Below are 20,032 nucleotides of genomic sequence, written 5' to 3'. Positions count from 1 at the left end.
TAATTATTTATCTCTAATATTTGACTGTAATAAAAACTGATTTATTACATAGTTTTAATATAGATAAGCAAGTTTTATTGTGAGTGGGCAATGCCCACTCTACACTCTCTTTCAAAATGTGAAAGTCAGACCATTCTTAGCCCCCCTTAAAAAGGGGGGTTGGGGGGATCTTCTATGGCAAGTTTTATTGTGAGTGGGCAATACCCACCCTACACTCTCTTTCAAAATGTGAAAGCTAGACCATTTCTTAGCCCCCCCCCTTAAAAAGGGGGGTTGGGGGATCTTTTATGGCACAGTTTTAGTGAAGTTGTAAATCAATTTGTGTAAACTTAACTAACTACCAGAGAACTACGTAGAATTTCGGATCTATAACTTAGTGGAACTAAAATCAGTATGGCATAGGTATTTAAAATCACAGTGTAAATTCACACTCACTTGATTCAAGACTATAGAAACTTGTCATTTTAATAAACACCATCAACAAAATAATCGTATTTTTACTGATATCGACGCTCTCATTCGCTCCACAAACAACTTATGTTGCATGGCGAGGGTGAGCGGTCAACTACCAACTACTGACTACCAACTACCATAGAATTACAGAAATTGTTGGAGGTTTTGCCTCATGACCGCCCCCCTGATAGAGTGCCAGAATTACATCAACGGTCAATGGGTTGCCGCATCAGGTGAAACTCTAGAAAGCCGCAATCCCTCTGATTGGCGTGACGTAGTAGCAACTTTTCCCCGTTCCAGCGCTGCTGATGTCGATGCAGCCGTAGCAGCTGCCCGTAAAGCCTTTAAATCTTGGCGACTCGTACCTGCTCCCGCCCGAGCCGAAATAATTTATCGTGTAGGAGAATTATTGCTCCAACACAAAGAGAAACTCGCTCAACTCATTAGCAGGGAAATGGGTAAACCCCTGACAGAAGCCCGAGGAGACGTGCAAGAAGGCATTGATTGCGCCCTCTACATGGCAGGAGAAGGACGAAGGATGTTTGGGCAAACTACCCCTTCAGAAATGCCCAATAAGTTCGCGATGACAATGCGGATACCTGTAGGAGTTTGCGCCCTCATCACTCCCTGGAATTTTCCTGTGGCTATTCCTTGCTGGAAAGCTTTTCCCGCTTTGATTTGCGGTAATACAGTCATTCTAAAGCCAGCGGAAGATACTCCAACTTGCGTTCATTATCTCAGCCAGTTATTTCACAAAGCAGGCTTACCAAATGGCGTTGTTAATATCGTGCATGGTTTGGGAGAAGAGACAGGACGGGCGTTAGTCGAACATCCTGACGTAAATTTGGTGTCGTTTACCGGATCTTCGGAAACGGGGGCTGAAGTGGGTTCTGTTTGCGGACGCACTCACAAGCGTTCCTGCTTGGAAATGGGAGGTAAGAATGCTCAAATCGTGATGGCAGATGCCGATTTGCAACTGGCTTTAGATGGGGCTGTTTGGGGCGCTTTTGGCACTAGCGGGCAGCGTTGTACTGCTACGAGTCGGCTGATCCTCCACCGCGATATTAAGGAAGAATTTACTAACTTGTTGTTAGAAAGAGTTCATCAGTTACGATTAGGTCTTGGTACAGATCCGCAAACTGAAGTGGGACCGCTGATTAATTCTGCCCAATTGCAAAGAGTGAACCATTATTTAGAAATTGCCCGTGCTGAGGGAACAAAAGTATTAACTGGTGGGGAGACAGCTAATACGGAAAATCTCGCACATGGCTTTTTCTTTCAACCGACAGTATTAGATCGAGTCACGCCAGAGATGCGCGTAGCGAAAGAAGAAATTTTTGGTCCTGTAGTGGGGCTAATAGAAGTTGATTCTTTTGAAGAGGCGATCGCGATTCTCAACAACACCCCATACGGTTTATCTTCTTCGGTTTATACCCGCGATGTCAATCTAGCGTTTCAGGCAATGCGCGATATTGAAGCTGGAATTACTTATATTAACGGTCCTACAATTGGGGCAGAAGTCCATTTGCCTTTTGGTGGTATGAAACAGACGGGAAACGGGCATCGGGAGGTGGGAACTGCGGCTTTAGATGTGTTTACGGAATGGAAAACTGTTTATGTAGATTATTCTGGGAGTTTGCAACGCGCCCAAATTGATAATCGCGATTAAGCAAGTCAAAAGTCAAAAGTCAAAAGTTAAAAATAGATGTGATTGTCAAACTTTTAGCGACCGAATAATGTTAGCAAACCCGAACCTACTGTATTTTTAACATTCTGGCTAACCTGTTGCGTGCTGCTGCTTGCAAATCGATGATTCTATCTGTTTCATCGACAATTTCCCCTGTAAGGATTTCTAATACGTCTTCGAGAGTGACAACACCGGAAACCGTGCCATATTCATCGACGACGACGACGAGGTGATTGCGGCTTTTTTGAAATGCTCTCAACAAGCGATCGGCATGAATCGTTTCTGGCACAAATCGAACTTTACGGGTGAATTCAGCAATTTTACGCTCGCGCTTTCCTTCTACCATTGCGGTCAGAAGTTCGTCTTTTAAAGTAACTCCAATAACTCGATCTAATGAATCTTCTATAACAATAATTCGCGTGTGCTGAGAATTAATTATGTCCACTCGGCTTGCAGCTAGAGTCAAATCACCTCGTAAGTAAGTTAAAGCTGTTCTAGGAGTCATTAAATCGGCAGCCGTGAGGTCGTTTAGCATAAACACTCTCTGAATCATTTCGGCTTCATCATCTTCAATAATTCCCTCTTGATAGCCAATCTTGGCTAGTAGCATGATTTCCGATTCATTTGTAGTCGGCAGTTTTTCTTTGCGGGTAAAAGGTGCTGTGACTTTCTCCATAATCCAAACTAAGGGAGTGAAAATAAAAGTCAGTGCAGTCACAGGTAGAGCAGCAAGGAGCGCTAATCTTTGAGAATATCGTTCACCTAAAGTTTTGGGAATGATTTCACCAAAAATGATGATGAGAAAAGTCAAAAGTCCAGAAAAAACCCCCAATAAAGTGTTACCTAAAACTGTCTCGGCAATGCGGGCGATCGCAATACTACCAACAATATTAAAAATATTATTTAGAACCACGATTGTCGCGATCGGGCGATTCATGCGATCGCGAATTGCTAGTAGTGCGACTGCGGCAGGATTTTTTGACTGTGCTAGCTGTCTGGCTTTAAGCGTAGAGACAGAAAATAAAGCGGCTTCTACGCTAGAACAGAGGGCAGAACCAGAAATGACGATCAGTACGGCAACAACTAAGGCAAGCATGGCAAAATTGAGAACTCAGAATTCATAATTATTAATTTAGAAGTCATCGTAGAGGTATCGGGCTTATGGTGTATCTTTTGTCAAAAAGAAGACAGAATCAGCGATCGGTGACCAGTTATCAGTTATCAGTGAAAAGTGGTAGTTGGTAGTTGGTAGTTGGTAGTTGGTAGTTATTCCCCCTTGTCCCCCTTGTCCCCCTTGTCCCCTAATCCCCACTCCCTTCGGTCGTGGGGTCCCCGAGTTCCCCCTTGTCCCCCTTGTCCCCCTTGTCCCCTTGTCCCCCTTGTCCCCCTTGTCCTTACCCATGCTAAGTATCCCAACTAAACGCCCTCTGCCGCTTGTGCCTCACTTAGTGACTTCCTTACCTGGTCCCCGCGCTCAAGTATTGGTAGAACGCGATCGCGCTGTCACGTCACCTTCCTATACCCGTGGCTATCCGCTTGTGGTTGCCCGTGGTGAGGGCTGCATGGTGGAAGATGTCGATGGTAACGTATTTTTAGATCTAACCGCCGGTATTGCCGTAGCATCGACTGGACACGCTCATCCTGAAGTTGTCGCAGCAGTTCAAGCACAAGCTGCCAATTTGCTCCATATGTCGGGAACTGATTTTTACTACGAGTCGATGGTGGAGTTGGCGGAAAATTTAGCAACTCGCGCCCCCTTTCTGATTCCGGCAAAAGTCTTTTTTAGCAATTCTGGGGCTGAGTCTAATGAGGGGGCGCTGAAACTTGCTCGTTACTATACCAGACGTTCTCAAGTTGTTGCTTTCTTGGGTGCATTCCACGGGCGTACCTACGGGGCAATGTCGCTGACGGGTTCTAAAGCCGTGCAACGACAGCACTTCGGTCCTCTATTACCAGGAGTGACTCACATTCCCTATGGTACTCATGCAGCGTTAGACTATCTAGAATCAAAGCTTTTTCCTACCGTTCTGCCTCCAGAAGATATTGCAGCAATTTTCGTCGAACCAATTCAAGGGGAAGGCGGCTATATCGTACCGGAAGATGGTTTTTTAAAACGAATTCGGCAGATTTGCGATCGCCACGGTATTTTGATGATTGTCGATGAAGTGCAAGCGGGAATGGGTCGGACTGGGCGCTTATTCGCGATCGAGCATTGGGGTGTAGTGCCGGATATTATTACTTTGGCAAAAGGCATTGCTAGCGGTCTACCTTTGGGGGCAATTTTAGCGCGATCGCACCTGATGACTTGGCAACCTGGCTCTCACGCTACGACATTTGGAGGTAATCCCGTGGCTTGTGCGGCGGCTAACGTAACCTTACGGTTGTTGGAAGGTGGTTTGATTGAAAATGCTCAAAACATGGGCAACTTATTGATGTCCGGGCTTACGGAGCTGTCACAGCAATTTTCTTGGATCTCCCCTCCACGCGGTAAAGGATTGATGGTAGCATTTGATGTCTTGGATGCGGATGGTAAGTTAGATTCAGAGCGGCGCGATCGCATTATCGATTTTGCCTTTTTAAAGGGTTTGTTGCTCTTAGGTTGTGGCAAAGCAGCAATTCGTTTTTGTCCGCCATTAGTTATTGACAGCGCTCAAATTCAAGTTGCCCTGCAAATTCTTAGAGATATATTGCTGGAAGCGAGCGATTGTTAGTAGAGTGGGCAATGCCCATACAGGAAAATTCATGACCGAAATTAATTTAATTTCAGAATATAAATGCTTTGACGGTACGCAAGGTTTTTACAGCCATCATTCTCAAACTTGCAATATCGAAATGCGATTTGCAGTTTATCAACCTCCTCAAGCGCGATCGCAAGCCGTTCCCGTCCTCTATTTTCTCTCTGGCTTAACCTGCACCGAAGAAAATTTTATCACCAAAGCCGGAGCGCAAAGGTATGCTGCCGAGTACGGATTAATCATAGTAGCTCCCGATACGAGTCCCCGCAATACGGGAATCGTAGGAGAAGATAAGGATTGGGATTTTGGTACGGGTGCGGGTTTTTACGTGGATGCGACAGAGGAACCGTGGCGATCGCACTATCAAATGTATAGTTATGTAGTGAAAGAATTACCCACGTTAATTGCTTCACATTTTCCCGTCCAAGTCGAACGACAAGGAATCTTTGGTCATTCTATGGGCGGACACGGGGCGTTAGTTTGTGCTTTACGTAACCCCGAACTATTCAAATCTGTTTCTGCTTTTGCACCAATTGCTGCGCCAATGCAGTGTGCTTGGGGACAAAAGGCTTTTACAAATTATTTGGGAACCGAGCGGGAAACTTGGCGAAATTATGATGCAAGTGAACTAATAATCACTAACAAATACACTTCCCCAATTCTCATCGACCAAGGTACAGCAGATAAGTTTTTAAGTCAACAGTTGATGCCAGAAATATTTGAACGAGCTTGTCATCAGGTTAAACAACCTTTAACCCTGCGTTTGCAAGAAGGTTACGACCACAGTTATTACTTTATTTCTACCTTTGTGGGGGATCATATTCGCCACCACGCTGAGACTTTGTGTGGGTAGAGACGTTACATGTAACGTCTCTACATTAAAGGTATCTAATTTGCCGATTCGATCTGCTTCACCTCTTTTTCCTGTAGCAATAAACCTGTCAAATGAATAATAGATAGAACGATCGCGCCACCGGAAAGCAGGTAACTGTGGATGGTAAACAGGTGCTGAACTGTGACAGTATTTACCGCGCCGCCACCCGTAAGAATATTACGAAGCTGAGAACCAATCGCTGGAAGCGCTTCAATCGTACCTAACTCAATTGTGAATCGCCAGTAACCAATTTGCGTCCAATCAAGTAATATTGCCGTCCAGCTTAAGCCGATCGCAGTAAGTGTTAGTAAAATACCGCTAATCCAGGCAGTTATCCAGCTTGGGCGAAATCTTTCTCCTAAAAACATGACAACGATTTCAACTAAGGAGACACCGATTAAGCCATTACCAGCAAGAGAGTGAATCCGTCGGATTAACCAACCGTTAGGGAGCTGAGTTGCGATCGCCCTCAGAGAATTGTACGCTCCCCCTGCTGTTGGTTCGTAGTAAAATGCCAGTAAAATTCCTGTCAGTGCGGCGATCGAGCTTAAAGTCAACATCACTACAGCCAGAACTGTAGCCAGTCGTCGCAGTACAAAAGCGTAATAGCCATCTATCATGACTGAACCCTGCTTTTGATGAAAGTTCTTTGAGTATTTTTACCTTAGTATGAATTTTTATTACTAAAATGTCAATCAGGTATCAGTTCCTAGTAACTGGTGGCTAGTGGCTAGAAAAGAGTCTAGTTACTAGTCACCAACCACTAGCCACTCACTAACTACTCAAAAACTCCCGCATATACTCATTGACTAATTCGGGTTTTTCCTGTTGTACCCAGTGGCTAGCATCTGGAATGTATCTAACTTGGAATGGATTTACGTAAGTAGCAGTACCATAACTCAATTCCCTACCCAAGGCTGTATCTTTTTCACCCCAAATCATCAATGTTGGTACGTTGAGTACACCCCAATTTGGGTTAGTCATACCTTGTTGCAACATATTGCGATAATAATTGAGGGCTGCTGTTAGCGCTCCACGCTTAGCTGCTGCATCTTTGTAAGCCTCAATATCTGCGGGAGTAAAAGCGCTCTTATTCACAGCCATACCTTTCAAGCCATTTTCAATTGCTTGGTAATCTCCCGCTTGAAGCAGCATTTCTGGTAAGACAGGAAGCTGGAATAGAAACATATAAGAACTCTTCAGCAATTGTTGCGGCGTGCGGAAACCCTCAGCAAATTTGGCAGGATGGGGTATATTTAGTACGATCAGCCGTTCTACCATTTCTGGGTGAGCGTAGGCAAAACTCCACGCGATCGCTCCTCCCCAGTCGTGTCCGACTAAAATACACTTGTCGTATCCCAGTCCCTTAATGACACCCTCAATATCTTTGATAAACTCAGCCATGACATAAGCTGATTGCGCTTTTGGTTTGTCGCTGTCGTTATATCCCCGCAAGTCTAATGCTACGACTTTGTAATCCTTGGCAAACTCAGGGATTTGATGTCGCCAAGAGTACCAAAACTCAGGAAAGCCGTGTAACATCAACATCAACGGACCTTCACCTTGGGTGACGTAGTGCAGCCTCAGCCCGTTACTGATAATGTATTCGTGTTGCCAAGTACCTTCTAGTACGGACATAGCAATCGCTCCTCAAAAGTCAAAAGTTAAAAGTCAAAAGGCAAAACTGATAGTTGTATCTAGCTATTGGGAAGCTGACCGTAGTAATTAGACCACAGTAGTTAAATTTTCTCTGTGTCTTAAGGATGACTTTCGCACATGTCTCCCTGAGCGCGATCGCGACAAGATAGAAGATATAGCAGGCGAGCGATCGTCTATTATTTATTATTGACCAATGACCAACGACCAATGACCAATGACCAATGACCAATGACCAATGACCTTATTCTATCCGCGTCGGCAAAAGCAATTACAAAGCTTAGTCAATAAACTGGGAATCTCGACCTCAGCTCAAATCAATTGGCAATTGCTAGATTTAGCATTAACCCATCCTACTGTCTCAGCTCAAGCAAACTACGAACAATTAGAATTTGTCGGAGATGCAGTTGTGAGACTCGTAGCAGCCGAAGTCTTATGGGAAACTTACCCCGAATGTCCAGTGGGAGAATTTGCCGCAATTCGGTCAGTTTTGGTCAGCGATCGCATTTTGGCGCAACTAGCCACAGAATACGGCTTGGAACTCTATCTGCTTGTTTCTAACAGTGCTTCTACCGATAGAGCCGGACGAGAATCGCGCCTAGCAGATGCTTTTGAAGCTGTTCTCGGCGCTCTTTATCTCAGCACCCGCACCCAAGAACTCGTGCGTCCTTGGCTCGATCCGCATTTTAAGCAACTAGCAGCAGAAATTCGCACCGATCCAGCAAGACACAACTACAAAGCAGCCCTGCAAGAGTGGACTCAAGCACAATTTAAGATTTTGCCAGAATATCGCGTCCGAGAATCTCTACAGCCTCACGGAGCTTTCGAGCGTTTTAGTGCTGAAGTTTGGTTGCAAGGGCGTTTACTAGGTCAAGGGACGGGACGCTCAAAAAAAGATGCCGAACAAGCTGCGGCTCAAGTTGCCTTTATTGCAGTGACCAGTGACCAGTGACCAGTTATCGCTCAACTACCAACTACCAACTACCAACTACCCATTACCATTTTCCAATAACATTTCTGGCAACCGCTTCAGTACTCTTTGAAAGGGTGCAGTGTCGTCCATGCTTCTAGCTAAGACGAGAGAGCCTTGAATTTGAATAATAGCGTCTTCTGCTTTTTGGCGGGCAAGTGTTGGCTCGATCCTTGCTTCTACTAGAACTTCAGCTAAAGTATCGATCCAGCTCTTAAGTGCTTGCTGAATTTGAATGTTAAATAAATCCTTGGCTTCTCCCAAAGACAGCACGGCTAATATACAAGTTTGTTCGCCGCCGCAATACAACCGATCTACATTCTCGCTCATTTTCTCTAGGCGATCGCGAGGCGTACCCGCACCTTTTAAGGGAACAAAAATATTCGCTTTCATCCATTCATCAACAAAGTTAAGTACGGCTTGTGCCATCTCTTCTTTGCCATTGGGAAAGTAGTGGTAGAGACTGGCTTTACCCAAACCCGTCGCTTTGGACAATCGCGATAGGGTTGTTCCTTCATAACCATACTGGCGAAAGACTTTTAAGATTTGGGCGATCGCTTCTGCTTTGGACATTTACAAAGATTAAAATTTTTGATTCTAATTGACATTGTACTGAACGATCGGTATAGTAAATTTACACCGAACGATCGGTACAAAAAAATTGACGCTCCACATAGAGGAACTAATGATTCAGCTATATGACTTTGTACTATCTGGTAATTGCCATAAAGTCAGGCTGTTGCTGTCGATATTGAACTTAGATTATGAGTCAGTACCCGTCAACTTAAAGGCAGGAGAACACAAAACCGAACGATTTCTGCAACTCAACCCTTGCGGACAAGTACCAGTTTTTGTGGATGGTGATGTAATATTACGAGATTCCCAGGCTATTTTAGTGTACCTAGCCCGACGCTACGGCGGCGAAGATTGGTTACCTCTAGAGCTTGAAGCGATCGCAAAAATTATGCAGTGGTTGTCTTTTGCCGCGAATGAGATTGCCAATAGTCTGGCGGCGGCGAGGAGATATTTTATCTTTAAAGGGCAACTCGATATAGATTTAACTCAACAGAAAGCTTATCAAGTATTGCAAATTCTCGATCGCCATTTAACGAATAACCAGTGGTTAGAAAGCAGCCATCCTACAATAGCCGATCTTGCCTGCTTCCCCTATGTCGGACTAGCCGCAGACGCAAAAGTTGCTTTAGATAACTATCCTCACGTTATCGCTTGGTGCGATCGCATCAAGCGGTTACCAGGTTACGTCAGTATGCCAGGACTGTAAGTCAAAAATCAAAAGTTAAAAGTCAAAATTGTGACACTCATTATGCAGAGTGTTTTGGTTTCAGACATTTTGTAAACTAAATGCGTAACATATCAACTTATCATGCAGGGGAACTAACAGTTCAAGCACAAGCGGGAGTGCAGACAGAAGCAGCACATTTAACTAAAATTATTGGTGCGAGTATTAATCCAACTGCACGCGACTTTCTACGCACGCAAAGATTGGCGATCGCGAGTACGATTGACAAACATGGTAAAGTTTGGGCATCGCTGCTAACAGGAAAACCTGGTTTTGTACAAGTAGTAGCAGAACAACTCGTTCAGGTTCAAACAACAGCTAATTCTAGCGATCCGTTACTAAAAAACCTGTCAATACATGACGATATCGGTATTCTTGTTATCGATTTAGCGACTCGGCGGCGCTTACGGATTAACGGCAAAGCAGAACTGAAGCAAAATGGACGTATTGACGTGCAGACTCAGCAAGTCTATTTCAACTGTCCTAAATATATTCAAACCAGAGATTTAGTTGCTGAAAGCGATCGCCAAACAGCGATACCCGAAGTTTATAGTTATACAGCCTTGACTCCGGCACAACAGCAATGGATTACTCAAGCAGACACATTTTTCATCGCTAGCTTCCACCCCCAAAGTGGTGCTGATGCATCTCATCGGGGAGGATATCCAGGTTTCGTACAAGTGTTGAACGCGACTGAATTGGTATTTCCCGATTATACGGGCAATAATATGTTCAACACTCTTGGTAACATTGCCCAGTATGCTCAAATCGGCTTACTGTTCCTTGATTTTGTCTACGGACATACCTTACAACTAACTGGCACAGCCAATATTATCTGGGATACAAATCGCATAGCACAATTTATCGGTGCAGAACGCTTAGTAGAAGTCCACATCGATTGGGTGTTAGAAACAACACATGCGACTAATCTATGCTGGGAATTTGCACAATACTCGCCGTACAATCCCAAATAAGTAAGTCAAAAGTCAAAAGTTAAAAGTCAAAATGTCTGAAGTTGGTAGTGGTAAGCGTTTCGATCTTACTGATAGTACAAGTTAAATGCGTGACAGCTTAACAGTTTAGCCAACTACCAATTACCAACTACCAACTACCATCGATCACTTCACCACCTGGGAGCTATGTAAACGTGGATCGTCAGTTTCAGAGGATGGAGTAACATTTGCTTCGTATTTGGAGACTTGACCGCTAGCGGAAGTATAAGGCAAGGGCGCATCATTTAATAAAGCTTCTAAGTTACTTGCCATAATACTGCGCGGTTGTTCTCCGATCGCCTGCGCGATCGCCTCTCCTTGTTTACCTAGATACACGAAATGGGGAATCCCGTCAACTCGATATTTCAGAATCTCTGGCAACCACTTGCTGTTATCCACATTCAGCATGACAAAGTTTACCTTGCCGGCGTACTCTTGTTCTAGCTGAGCAATATCTGGAACCATTTTCTGACATACCGTACACCAGTCAGCATAAAACTCCATCAGCGTTGGCTTGCTGTTGCTCAAAGCCACTTCTAGCGGTGTCGAGCGATCGCTTAATGTTGCTAGCGTCACTGCACCCGTTTGAGTCCGTAAGCCAAGGAATAAGGCGACACTCAGAGCGATCGCAACTAAAACTACAATTAAATTTCTAACCCGTTTTCCTACCGTCAACTCAGTAGGCTCAATTGGAGGATCTGGAGTATTCAAACTCATAAAGCTTTTATCAAAACTTAATCAAGCAACAGTTTTCATTTTAATCGAACGGTCATCAAAGGTTTTTGTTACAAATTAGAGAAGATAGGAAAATTCGGAAGTAGGACATAACTACTCCCTGCTCCCAACTCCCTGCTCCCTAATGAAAAAAAGAGTTACCCTGACCTTCCCTCGTCGTGCCATACAAGTACCAGTGACATACAGACTGGCAAAAGATTTTAACGTTGCTGCTAATATTATCCGCGCTCAAGTTGCCCCTAATCAAGTTGGTACGTTAGTTGTAGAATTGTCAGGAGATATCGATCAACTCGATGCGGCGGTTGATTGGATGCGATCGCAAAACATCAACGTCTCTTCGGCAATGGCTGAAATTACCATCGATCGCGAACTTTGCGTAGACTGCGGTTTGTGTACCGGAGTTTGTCCCACCGAAGCCTTAACCCTTAATTCTGCCACATTTGAACTGACATTCACGCGATCGCGCTGTATTGTCTGCGAACAGTGCATTCCTACCTGTCCAACGCAAGCCATCTCAACAAACCTTTAATAAGTCGTAAGTCGTAAGTTATTGCTAACTACTCTTTTCTAGTCACTAGCACTAGTCACTAGTCACTCTCTACTGATAACTGAATACATCTGCCCACACGCCACCTTCACCCTCCAATCTTGCTGCGGCGGGTGCGTCGTAAATCACCAAAAGCGACGGAGTTTGAGTATATTCATTAAACGTAATCATTCCTTCTGCGTGGTCGTCTCCAATACCGAAAGGGATTTCTAACATAACCTCTGGGTAAGATAGCGTATTTTCAGCTATATTTACACCATTGTGCCAGCGATAAACTCGGACTGGACCATCTAAATCCATTGTCGGTCCCGCTAAGATTAAAAAATCTTTTTCATCTACGTGTAGATCTCGAATACCTAAGCCATTCAAATAAACAAAATGCTTTTTATAAAGATTTTGTTCTGCTCCAATTGGCTTTAGCTTTAAAGTGTCTTCTCGATCATCTATTTCTAACTCTAACTCTAAGATCGCTGCCCAGCCCCGCAATACTGGACCCCGTAAACCAAGAAAAACTTTTTGTTGATAGATTGCTATTCCTTCTACGTCAAAACCATTATCTTTACCGGGAATATTAGTCTTGACAAAATCGCCAAGATGGGGATCTGTTGCTAAAGCTTCAGTAAGCATATTACCCCCCTCTGTTAGTTTAACTTTTGCCGCAGTCAAGGTGACATCTGGAGCTTCAGGATGAGGACAAGACTGCCGCAAAGTGCCATCAACTAAGGGAATACGTCCAATAATATAACGATTTTCTTCCGTTTTTATCTTAGCTAATCGTTCAATATTCTCCACATCAGTATGTTCTGGTTTTGGCTTTTTGCGCTTCCAACTATGAGAACCAATAAACCAGAGATAGTAATCGTGATAAGCTAATCCTTCAATATCAATTTCCTCGTCTTCCGGTTTTGGTAGCTCAATAAAATCTTGAACGTGAAATGTGTGATGTTCGGCAAAGCAGTTTTGCTGCTCTACAAAAGTTAGACGTTCGATAGTCGATGTTTCATCCGAACCAACCCACAAATGATGTTTGGGAAAAAGGAGTACTGCTGAAAGATCTGTTCGACTTTTTTTGAAGCTGTCATTAAACTTGAGTAGAATGCGATCGCATTTGCTAGGAGAATAATTCATGGTAATTAGTAATTGGTAATTGGTAATTGGTAGTTGGTAGTTGGTAGTTGTTCGCTGACAAATGACTAATGACTAATAACCCAAAGTGTAAAATTTTCTAAATTTGACTGCCATCAGTCACCAACTTGCTTACAAATGACTAATGACTAATGACTAATGACAACTATGTTACCTGCCCTCAAATCGAAACCACATCGCCCAAAAAGCAAGCGATCGCCTGCGATCCTCTTTCTGTTAATTTTAGCTTGGAGTATTGCTGCTGCTTGGGTTTTAGCAATGGCAACGCACGCCCAACCAGCTAACACCATTGATGCAGTTCCCCAACGCTATCAACTAGGACAAGAACTCTACTTGGAAAACTGCGCGACTTGCCACATCGCCGTTCCACCAGCCGTCTTACCCGTGCAAACTTGGCAGCGGCTGCTACAAGATACCCAGCACTACGGCGTACAAATCAAACCCTTAGTCGATCCACCCCGCATTCTAGTGTGGAATTATCTCAGATTTGCTTCCCGTCCCCTCAACCAAGACGAAGAAATACCATACCGCATTGCCAACTCGCGTTATTTCAAAGCTTTGCATCCCAAAGTCAAATTACCAAAACCAACTCAACTCAGCAGTTGCGTCACCTGTCATCCCAACGCCAACGCCTTCAACTTCCGTAGCCTTACATCAGAATGGGAGAATTCCCCATAATTGTCATTGCTCATTGGTCATCGGTCATTTGTAGTTATTCTCCCTTGTCCTCCTCGTCCTCCTTATCCCCAACTCCCATACTCGAACCACTCCCGACTCCCGACCAAAAGCGATCGCCTATCCGCACCATTATAGAATTAGGGTAAAATGATACGATCTATAAAGTTTATATCAAGACCGATAGCCGAAACACTGTACAATTGACCAATTTTGTCCATCCAAAAGGCTAGTATTTGAGTTCTAGCGTCCCACCAGTATGAGCTGATGGCAAAATCAAAACTCACAAATTAAACTTCCTAGAAATCCTTAAGTTCTCCTGACCTACCATGCTAAAAACCTTGCTGGGCGATCCCAACGCTCGTAAGCTCAAAAAATATCAGCCTTACGTCACAGAAATTAATTTATTAGAAGAAGACATTAAAGCTCTCCCTGACGAGCAACTAATTGGTAAGACAGCAGAGTTTAAACAGCGCCTCGAAAAAGGTGAAAGCTTGGATGACATTCTGCCAGAAGCATTTGCTGTCGTGCGCGAGGCGGGACGCAGAGTATTGGGAATGCGGCACTTTGACGTGCAGTTACTAGGTGGTATTATCCTCCACCAAGGTCAAATTGCCGAGATGAAAACGGGTGAGGGTAAGACCTTAGTGGCAACCCTGCCATCTTACCTCAATGCATTGACAGGGAAAGGAGCGCACGTAGTCACCGTCAACGATTACCTGGCAAAGCGGGACGCTGAATGGATGGGTCAAGTGCATCGTTTCTTGGGGTTGAGCGTCGGACTGATTCAACAAAGCATGACCCCAGACGAGCGCAAGCGCAACTATGCTTGCGATATTACCTATGTCACCAATAGCGAGGTGGGTTTTGACTACCTGCGCGACAACATGGCTACCCACATGGATGATGTCGTGCAGCGTCCCTTCAACTTCTGCGTCATTGACGAAGTAGACTCAATCTTAATTGATGAAGCACGCACGCCTTTAATTATCTCTGGACAAGTAGAAAAACCGACAGAAAAATATATCCGTGCCTCTCAAATTGCCGCTGCCTTGCAAAAAGACGAGCATTACGAAGTTGATGAAAAAGCGCGGAACGTGCTACTAACAGATGAGGGTTTTGCTGCTGCCGAAGAATTGTTGGGAGTGACGGATTTATTCAACCCCGATGACCCTTGGGCGCATTTCGTTTTTAACGCCCTCAAAGCTAAAGAATTATTCCTCGGGGATGTAAACTACATCGTTCGCGAAGATGAGATAGTCATCGTAGACGAGTTTACCGGACGGGTGCTACCAGGCAGACGCTGGAGTGACGGATTGCACCAAGCCATTGAAGCCAAGGAAAGGGTAGAAATTCAACCGGAAACTCAAACTTTAGCCACGATTACCTACCAAAACCTATTTTTGCTCTATCCAAAACTGTCGGGGATGACAGGGACGGCAAAAACAGAACAGGCAGAGTTTGAGAAGATTTACAAACTCGAAGTTGCAAGTATTCCTACCAATAGAACGACAAAACGCCGAGACTTATCTGATGTAGTTTACAAGAATGAAGCAGGTAAGTGGCGGGCGATCGCTCAAGAATGTGCTGAGATGCACGAAAAAGGTCGCCCTGTCCTAGTCGGTACGACTAGCGTGGAAAACTCTGAAGTTCTCAGTCGGCTGCTCAACCAGTTAGAAATCCCATATAACCTACTCAATGCTAGACCGGAGAACGTCGAACGGGAATCGGAAATTATCGCCCAAGCAGGTAGAAAAGGGGCTGTTACGATTGCTACCAACATGGCAGGACGAGGTACGGATATCATCTTGGGTGGTAATGCCGATTATATGGCACGCCTGAAACTGCGGGAATACTTCATGCCGCGGATCGTGATGCCAGAGGATGAAGACGTATTTGCCGTACAACGGGCGGCTGGTTTACCTACAGGTAGTAGCAGCGGTCAGGGTTTTGTCCCTGGAAAGAAGGTCAAGACCTGGAAAGCATCGCCCCAAATTTATCCCGTCGAGTTATCGCGAGAAACCGAGCAAATGCTCAAAGCAGCCGTAGAAGTTGCGGCGCAAGAGTATGGGGAAAGAAGTTTATCGGAACTCGAAGCCGAAGATAAAGTCGCCGTTGCTTCGGAAAAAGCCCCTACAGATGATGTGGTAATTCAACGCTTGCGGGAAGTTTACAACCAGATCAAGCACGAATACGAACAATTCACCACTAAAGAACACGATGAAGTGGTAGGGTTAGGTGGACTGCACGTCATTGGGACGGAACGCCACGAATCGCGCCGGATTGACAACCAGTTGCGGGGACGTGCCGGACGGCAAGGCGACCCTGGCTCGACACGGTTCTTCCTCAGTTTAGAGGATAACTTATTGCGGATTTTTGGTGGCGATCGCGTTGCTGGGTTGATGCAAGCCTTCAATGTCGAAGAAGATATGCCCATCGAATCGGGATTGCTCACGCGCAGCTTAGAAGGGGCGCAGCGCAAAGTAGAAACCTACTACTACGACATCCGCAAACAGGTATTTGAGTATGACGAGGTAATGAACAAGCAGCGGCGGGCAATTTACGCCGAACGTCGTCGCGTCCTCGAAGGTCAAGACTTAAAAGAGCAGGTACTCAAGTACGGCGAGCAGACAATGAACGAAATTGTCGATTACTACATCAATCCTGACTTGCCTTCGGAAGATTGGGATATACCAAAATTGGTGAGCAAGGTGAAGGAGTTTGTCTACTTGCTGGCAGACTTAGAACCTGAGCAAATGGAAGATTTGACGGTCAGCGACATTAAAGCCTTCCTTCACGAACAAGTCAGAATCGCCTACGACATCAAAGAAGCCGAAATCGAGCAAATTCGCCCAGGATTGATGCGCCAAGCCGAACGCTTCTTTATCTTGCAGCAAATCGATAGCCTGTGGCGAGAACATCTACAACAAATGGATGGACTGCGAGAATCTGTAGGCTTACGCGGTTACGGACAAAAAGACCCGCTGATTGAATACAAGACAGAAGGGTTTGAGATGTTCTTGGATATGATGACCAACATTCGTCGAAATGTGGTATATTCTCTCTTCCAATTCCAACCTCAAATCGAGCCGTCAGTTACGGCGCAGTCAGAAATGGTTTAAATTTTGTAGGGTGGGCATTGCCCACCTAATTTTTTGTCTATTTTTTAATAGAAAAGTTGCGATCGCTTGTGATAATAGTTAACAACCGAATGGTTGACTTAATTATAAAAATATAAAAGTATACCTTGAAATAAAATTTTAATTATATCTCCACTATAAAGAAAACAATATCATAAAATGAGGCTAATTTTCAACGGCAATTCACCGATTTTAAAAACTGATATTTTTCACTCAAGTCGAAATTTATCGATTGGATAGAGACGTATTAGTATCTTTGCCGATCGTAGCGTCATTCAATCGCGAGTTGCTGACAACTACCCCTGTAAATAGCTGCACAAAAGCTAAAGAGAACCTGTAAAACGAAGAAAAAAGTTTTTTGTCCTCTATAATTCCTTTTTCGTGACGATATATGACTTCGATCGCGTAATGAGGCATCAAAAAATTATTTTAGAGCTAGCTACTCAGCAGCAAATCGAGCCGGAAAGACAGCGAACAATACATTCTAAACCTACTAGACGTAAGCAGACGCTTGTAGATCGACCATCCACCCAACAGACGCGGATACATCCATCTCGCCGCCGCCAGCGACGACTAAGGCGCGATCGCTGGCACAAGTTAGTTATTTTAATCCCTACAGTTGTTCTCAGTTTGTTGTTATCAAAATGGCTGCTATCGCTGCAAACTCAGTTTTCTCAAGCAAGTACTTTTCGATCTCAACCAGCACCAATTTTGGTTTCTCCAGTAGATGCGCTCAGCCATGCCATTATTAATCAAGAAAGTACGAATAATCATCAATCGCTGAATCCCCATTCTCAAGCTTTGGGACTAGCTCAAATTATGCCTGCAAATATTGGTGCTTGGAGTAAGGAAGCACTCGGTCATAGCATATCTGTTGATGAATTTCTCAGCAATCCCACAGTTCAAAAGCAAATTATTCATTACAAATTAGAGCAATATTGGCACGACGCTTTAGTTACAAGTCAAGGTGATGAAGAGATAGCAGTATTAAGAGTAGCAAGCCACTGGTATAGCGGTAGTCCTGACTTATATAAATCTAAAGCAGTTCAGTGGTATAGAGGAACAGACGGCAAATTACATCGCTATCCTTCTGTTGCTAAATACAGCAATTCTATTTTGCAAAAATACAAGCAAAACGTTGGAGAGGTAGGAGAAAATTCAAAATTCAAAATTCAAAATTCAAACTTGTAGAGACGTTACATGCAACGTCTCTACACTACTAACTTAAGTATTGCAGTGGCAGATCTTGAGCGAGTAGAGTTTCAATCGCGGCTCGATCTAAAGGTTTAGCAAATAGATAACCTTGTCCGTATTCGCATTTGAGCGATCGCAGTTGGAAGAGTTGTTTTTTTGTCTCTATGCCTTCGGCAACGACATCCATACCCAAGTTCCAAGCTAGGGCAATGATGGTACGGATAATTTCAATTTGTTCGACACTGCGATCGACATCGCGCACGAAGGAGCGATCGATTTTTAAGGTATCGAGGCGTAGGCGATGTAAATAACTTAAAGACGAGTACCCCGTGCCGAAGTCATCAATAGATAACCGAATACCCAAAGCTTGTAATTGGCTAAGCATACTCGTTGAAGACTGGGCATTTTCCATGAGTACGCTTTCGGTAATCTCTAGTTTGAGCAAATGGGCATCAAACCCAGTTTCTAGAAGAATTTGTTCGATCTGCTGCACGAAATTGACTTGAGAAAACTGTTTGCCAGAAATATTGACGCTAATAGTTAATGGTGAATGCAGAGGAAATTGTAACTGCCACTGGTGCATCTGGCGACAGGCTTCTCGCAATACCCACTCTCCCAGAAAGATAATGAATCCTGTTTCTTCGGCAACGGGAATAAAATCACCAGGCGAGATCAAACCTTGTTGGGGATGATGCCAGCGTACTAAGGCTTCAAAACCTATGAGTTTGCCCGTACTTAGAGCAACAATTGGTTGATAACACAAAATAAATTCTTGCCGCTCTAAAGCTTGATGCAAGTCGCTCTGAATTTTTAGTAATTTGAGGGTCTGAACGTGTAGTTGGCGATCGAACAAGGCATAGCCAGCTCTGCCTGTTTTCTTTGCATGGTACATGGTTAGATCGGCATCTCGCAGCAAATCGGCAGCACTGTCATAGGCAGTGGAACTAGAACCCACAACAACGCCAATGCTGGCACTGGCAGCAACGGTATGACCTTTTAAATTGAATGGCGTACATAGGCTTTCTAACAAGCGCTGTGCTATTTGGATCGCGTCGCTAGTATCTTGAATTTCTTCGAGTAAGACAGCGAACTCATCGCCTCCCAGCCGAGCGATGATATCAGTGTTGCGCAGGCATTGGCGAAAGCGAGTTGAAATTGCAACTAGCAGCTCATCGCCTATTGTATGTCCCAAACTATCGTTGATAATTTTGAAGCGATCGAGATCGATAAACAATACGGCAAATTGATATGTTGAGTCGTATCGTACCGTTCTAATTGCTTGTTCGATCCGTTCCACTAATAGCGTGCGGTTAGGTAACCCTGTCAACGTATCGTGAAGGGCATCATAGACTAAAAGGGCTTCAGCACGGCGGCGATTGGCGATCTCGCGCTGGAGTTCCAGATGCATTTGTTTCAATGTCTGGTTTTGTGCTGCTATTTGTTTAGCTTGCTCGTAACTCCGTAGTGCTTCGCGCACGGTTAAACTGAAGTCTGTCTCGTCCCAAGGTTTGGTAATGTAGCGGTAAAGATGGGTGCGATCGCTCGCTTGGATGGCATGACTGATTTCAGCTAGTTCAGCGATGAGAATTTTGGGTGTTTTAGGGAATTGTTGATGCAGCTGGGTTAGCAGAGTTGCTCCATCCATTTCAGGCATAGCGCGATCGCAGATAATCAGAGGGACTTCAATTTGATTTTGGCTAAGTTCAGTAATTATGCTCAAGGCTGCTACTCCGCTTTCTGCTAGCTCGATCGCATATCCGGTAGCGATTTGACTCAAGCTATCGTGCAGGCTAAGTAGTATGTTGCGTTCGTCATCAACACAAATAATTGTCCCTTTATTCATTGGTTGTGAAGAATTTTCGAGCATATATGAAACTAGTGCAAAAAAGCAGAAGACAGAAGGCAGAAGCGAATAATGCTTGCAAGAT

At 44.4% G+C, this 20,032-nt stretch carries 19 protein-coding genes; 10 read left to right on the top strand and 9 right to left on the bottom strand.

The genetic code is table 11. The annotated features are described in order from the left end of the window. The first annotated feature begins 625 nt into the window (after positions 1 to 625). Positions 626 to 2,122: an aldehyde dehydrogenase family protein gene (locus tag CHRO_RS20125; RefSeq protein WP_015156064.1), complete on the top strand. Its 1,497-nt coding sequence runs from the start codon at positions 626 to 628 to the stop codon at positions 2,120 to 2,122. A gap of 85 nt (positions 2,123 to 2,207) precedes the next feature. On the opposite strand, the gene CHRO_RS20120 is transcribed toward CHRO_RS20125, so the two are convergent. The 3 genes from CHRO_RS20120 to CHRO_RS30745 form a co-directional block, all read right to left on the bottom strand. Next, entirely contained in the window at positions 2,208 to 3,236 is a 1,029-nt protein-coding gene (locus CHRO_RS20120) for a hemolysin family protein (RefSeq protein WP_015156063.1), read from the bottom strand. Positions 3,237 to 3,299: 63 nt separating this feature from the next. Beyond that, positions 3,300 to 3,452: a hypothetical protein gene (locus CHRO_RS32635; protein ID WP_181824210.1), complete on the bottom strand. Its 153-nt coding sequence runs from the start codon at positions 3,450 to 3,452 to the stop codon at positions 3,300 to 3,302. Further along, entirely contained in the window at positions 3,407 to 3,556 is a 150-nt protein-coding gene (locus tag CHRO_RS30745) for a hypothetical protein (protein WP_181824209.1), read from the bottom strand. Before CHRO_RS30745 ends, CHRO_RS32635 begins: the two co-directional genes overlap by 46 nt. Between CHRO_RS30745 and CHRO_RS20110 the strand changes: the two genes are divergently transcribed. Then, a complete protein-coding gene (locus CHRO_RS20110; protein WP_015156062.1) occupies positions 3,541 to 4,851 on the top strand; it encodes an acetyl ornithine aminotransferase family protein in 1,311 nt (436 codons plus the stop codon). The two genes, CHRO_RS30745 and CHRO_RS20110, sit on opposite strands and share 16 nt — an antisense overlap. Before the next feature lie 31 nt (positions 4,852 to 4,882). After that, positions 4,883 to 5,728, top strand: coding sequence for an S-formylglutathione hydrolase (gene fghA / locus CHRO_RS20105; RefSeq protein WP_015156061.1), 846 nt, complete (start codon positions 4,883 to 4,885; stop codon positions 5,726 to 5,728). 35 nt (positions 5,729 to 5,763) lie between these two features. Here the strand turns inward: fghA and CHRO_RS20100 are convergent, their stop codons facing one another. Together CHRO_RS20100 and CHRO_RS20095 are read right to left on the bottom strand one after the other, a co-directional pair. Continuing rightward, positions 5,764 to 6,369 carry a cytochrome b N-terminal domain-containing protein gene (locus CHRO_RS20100; RefSeq protein WP_015156060.1) on the bottom strand — a complete coding sequence of 202 codons (606 nt, stop codon included), beginning with the start codon at positions 6,367 to 6,369 and terminating at the stop codon, positions 5,764 to 5,766. 154 nt (positions 6,370 to 6,523) lie between these two features. Beyond that, positions 6,524 to 7,387 carry an alpha/beta fold hydrolase gene (locus CHRO_RS20095; protein WP_015156059.1) on the bottom strand — a complete coding sequence of 288 codons (864 nt, stop codon included), beginning with the start codon at positions 7,385 to 7,387 and terminating at the stop codon, positions 6,524 to 6,526. Between the two features lie 256 nt (positions 7,388 to 7,643). Between CHRO_RS20095 and rnc the strand changes: the two genes are divergently transcribed. After that, a complete protein-coding gene (gene rnc, locus CHRO_RS20090) occupies positions 7,644 to 8,357 on the top strand; it encodes a ribonuclease III (protein WP_015156058.1) in 714 nt (237 codons plus the stop codon). A 36-nt stretch (positions 8,358 to 8,393) separates the two neighbouring features. Here the strand turns inward: rnc and CHRO_RS20085 are convergent, their stop codons facing one another. Next, complete coding sequence (locus CHRO_RS20085; RefSeq protein ID WP_015156057.1) at positions 8,394 to 8,948, bottom strand: TetR/AcrR family transcriptional regulator; 555 nt, start codon at positions 8,946 to 8,948, stop codon at positions 8,394 to 8,396. 112 nt (positions 8,949 to 9,060) lie between these two features. On the opposite strand from CHRO_RS20085, the gene CHRO_RS20080 reads away from it, so the two are divergent. Both CHRO_RS20080 and CHRO_RS20075 read left to right on the top strand, forming a co-directional pair. After that, the gene (locus CHRO_RS20080) at positions 9,061 to 9,657 is read left to right on the top strand and encodes a glutathione S-transferase family protein (protein WP_015156056.1); all 597 of its coding nucleotides are present in this window, start codon (positions 9,061 to 9,063) and stop codon (positions 9,655 to 9,657) included. Positions 9,658 to 9,737: 80 nt separating this feature from the next. Then, the gene (locus CHRO_RS20075; RefSeq protein WP_015156055.1) at positions 9,738 to 10,649 is read left to right on the top strand and encodes a pyridoxamine 5'-phosphate oxidase family protein; all 912 of its coding nucleotides are present in this window, start codon (positions 9,738 to 9,740) and stop codon (positions 10,647 to 10,649) included. A gap of 144 nt (positions 10,650 to 10,793) precedes the next feature. Here CHRO_RS20075 and CHRO_RS20070 read toward each other — a convergent pair whose 3' ends face one another. After that, complete coding sequence (locus CHRO_RS20070) at positions 10,794 to 11,384, bottom strand: thioredoxin family protein (protein WP_015156054.1); 591 nt, start codon at positions 11,382 to 11,384, stop codon at positions 10,794 to 10,796. A gap of 142 nt (positions 11,385 to 11,526) precedes the next feature. On the opposite strand from CHRO_RS20070, the gene CHRO_RS20065 reads away from it, so the two are divergent. Then, positions 11,527 to 11,931 (top strand): NIL domain-containing protein, encoded by a 405-nt coding sequence (locus tag CHRO_RS20065; protein WP_015156053.1) that lies wholly within the window; start codon positions 11,527 to 11,529, stop codon positions 11,929 to 11,931. Positions 11,932 to 12,000: 69 nt separating this feature from the next. Here CHRO_RS20065 and CHRO_RS20060 read toward each other — a convergent pair whose 3' ends face one another. Then, the gene (locus tag CHRO_RS20060) at positions 12,001 to 13,077 is read right to left on the bottom strand and encodes a DUF3616 domain-containing protein (protein ID WP_015156052.1); all 1,077 of its coding nucleotides are present in this window, start codon (positions 13,075 to 13,077) and stop codon (positions 12,001 to 12,003) included. Positions 13,078 to 13,242: 165 nt separating this feature from the next. On the opposite strand from CHRO_RS20060, the gene CHRO_RS20055 reads away from it, so the two are divergent. The 3 genes from CHRO_RS20055 (at position 13,243) to CHRO_RS29885 (ending at position 18,101) form a co-directional block, all read left to right on the top strand. Further along, complete coding sequence (locus CHRO_RS20055; RefSeq protein WP_041462555.1) at positions 13,243 to 13,773, top strand: diheme cytochrome C; 531 nt, start codon at positions 13,243 to 13,245, stop codon at positions 13,771 to 13,773. A 326-nt stretch (positions 13,774 to 14,099) separates the two neighbouring features. Continuing rightward, positions 14,100 to 16,892 (top strand): preprotein translocase subunit SecA, encoded by a 2,793-nt coding sequence (gene secA / locus CHRO_RS20050; RefSeq protein ID WP_015156050.1) that lies wholly within the window; start codon positions 14,100 to 14,102, stop codon positions 16,890 to 16,892. A gap of 399 nt (positions 16,893 to 17,291) precedes the next feature. After that, a complete protein-coding gene (locus tag CHRO_RS29885) occupies positions 17,292 to 18,101 on the top strand; it encodes a lysozyme family protein (protein WP_146139725.1) in 810 nt (269 codons plus the stop codon). Positions 18,102 to 18,129: 28 nt separating this feature from the next. Here the strand turns inward: CHRO_RS29885 and CHRO_RS20040 are convergent, their stop codons facing one another. Then, positions 18,130 to 19,947 (bottom strand): putative bifunctional diguanylate cyclase/phosphodiesterase, encoded by a 1,818-nt coding sequence (locus CHRO_RS20040; protein ID WP_106216888.1) that lies wholly within the window; start codon positions 19,945 to 19,947, stop codon positions 18,130 to 18,132. Positions 19,948 to 20,032: the final 85 nt, after the last annotated feature.

Source organism: Chroococcidiopsis thermalis PCC 7203 (genome assembly GCF_000317125.1).
GTDB classification, from domain to species: Bacteria; Cyanobacteriota; Cyanobacteriia; order Cyanobacteriales; family Chroococcidiopsidaceae; genus Chroococcidiopsis; species Chroococcidiopsis thermalis.
Note: the sequence above shows the minus strand (reverse complement) of the source record. Positions and strands in the feature narration are given on the sequence as shown.

Bases quoted from the DNA above. Each gene is read 5' to 3' on its own strand.
- CHRO_RS20125 (WP_015156064.1), top strand. From the start codon at position 626: ATGACCGCCCCCCTGATAGAGTGCCAGAATTACATCAACGGTCAATGG.
- CHRO_RS20120 (WP_015156063.1), bottom strand. From the start codon at position 3,236: ATGCTTGCCTTAGTTGTTGCCGTACTGATCGTCATTTCTGGTTCTGCC.
- CHRO_RS20110 (WP_015156062.1), top strand. From the start codon at position 3,541: ATGCTAAGTATCCCAACTAAACGCCCTCTGCCGCTTGTGCCTCACTTA.
- fghA (WP_015156061.1), top strand. From the start codon at position 4,883: ATGACCGAAATTAATTTAATTTCAGAATATAAATGCTTTGACGGTACG.
- CHRO_RS20100 (WP_015156060.1), bottom strand. From the start codon at position 6,369: ATGATAGATGGCTATTACGCTTTTGTACTGCGACGACTGGCTACAGTT.
- CHRO_RS20095 (WP_015156059.1), bottom strand. From the start codon at position 7,387: ATGTCCGTACTAGAAGGTACTTGGCAACACGAATACATTATCAGTAAC.
- rnc (WP_015156058.1), top strand. From the start codon at position 7,644: ATGACCTTATTCTATCCGCGTCGGCAAAAGCAATTACAAAGCTTAGTC.
- CHRO_RS20085 (WP_015156057.1), bottom strand. From the start codon at position 8,948: ATGTCCAAAGCAGAAGCGATCGCCCAAATCTTAAAAGTCTTTCGCCAG.
- CHRO_RS20080 (WP_015156056.1), top strand. From the start codon at position 9,061: ATGATTCAGCTATATGACTTTGTACTATCTGGTAATTGCCATAAAGTC.
- CHRO_RS20075 (WP_015156055.1), top strand. From the start codon at position 9,738: ATGCGTAACATATCAACTTATCATGCAGGGGAACTAACAGTTCAAGCA.
- CHRO_RS20070 (WP_015156054.1), bottom strand. From the start codon at position 11,384: ATGAGTTTGAATACTCCAGATCCTCCAATTGAGCCTACTGAGTTGACG.
- CHRO_RS20065 (WP_015156053.1), top strand. From the start codon at position 11,527: ATGAAAAAAAGAGTTACCCTGACCTTCCCTCGTCGTGCCATACAAGTA.
- CHRO_RS20060 (WP_015156052.1), bottom strand. From the start codon at position 13,077: ATGAATTATTCTCCTAGCAAATGCGATCGCATTCTACTCAAGTTTAAT.
- CHRO_RS20055 (WP_041462555.1), top strand. From the start codon at position 13,243: ATGTTACCTGCCCTCAAATCGAAACCACATCGCCCAAAAAGCAAGCGA.
- secA (WP_015156050.1), top strand. From the start codon at position 14,100: ATGCTAAAAACCTTGCTGGGCGATCCCAACGCTCGTAAGCTCAAAAAA.
- CHRO_RS20040 (WP_106216888.1), bottom strand. From the start codon at position 19,947: ATGAATAAAGGGACAATTATTTGTGTTGATGACGAACGCAACATACTA.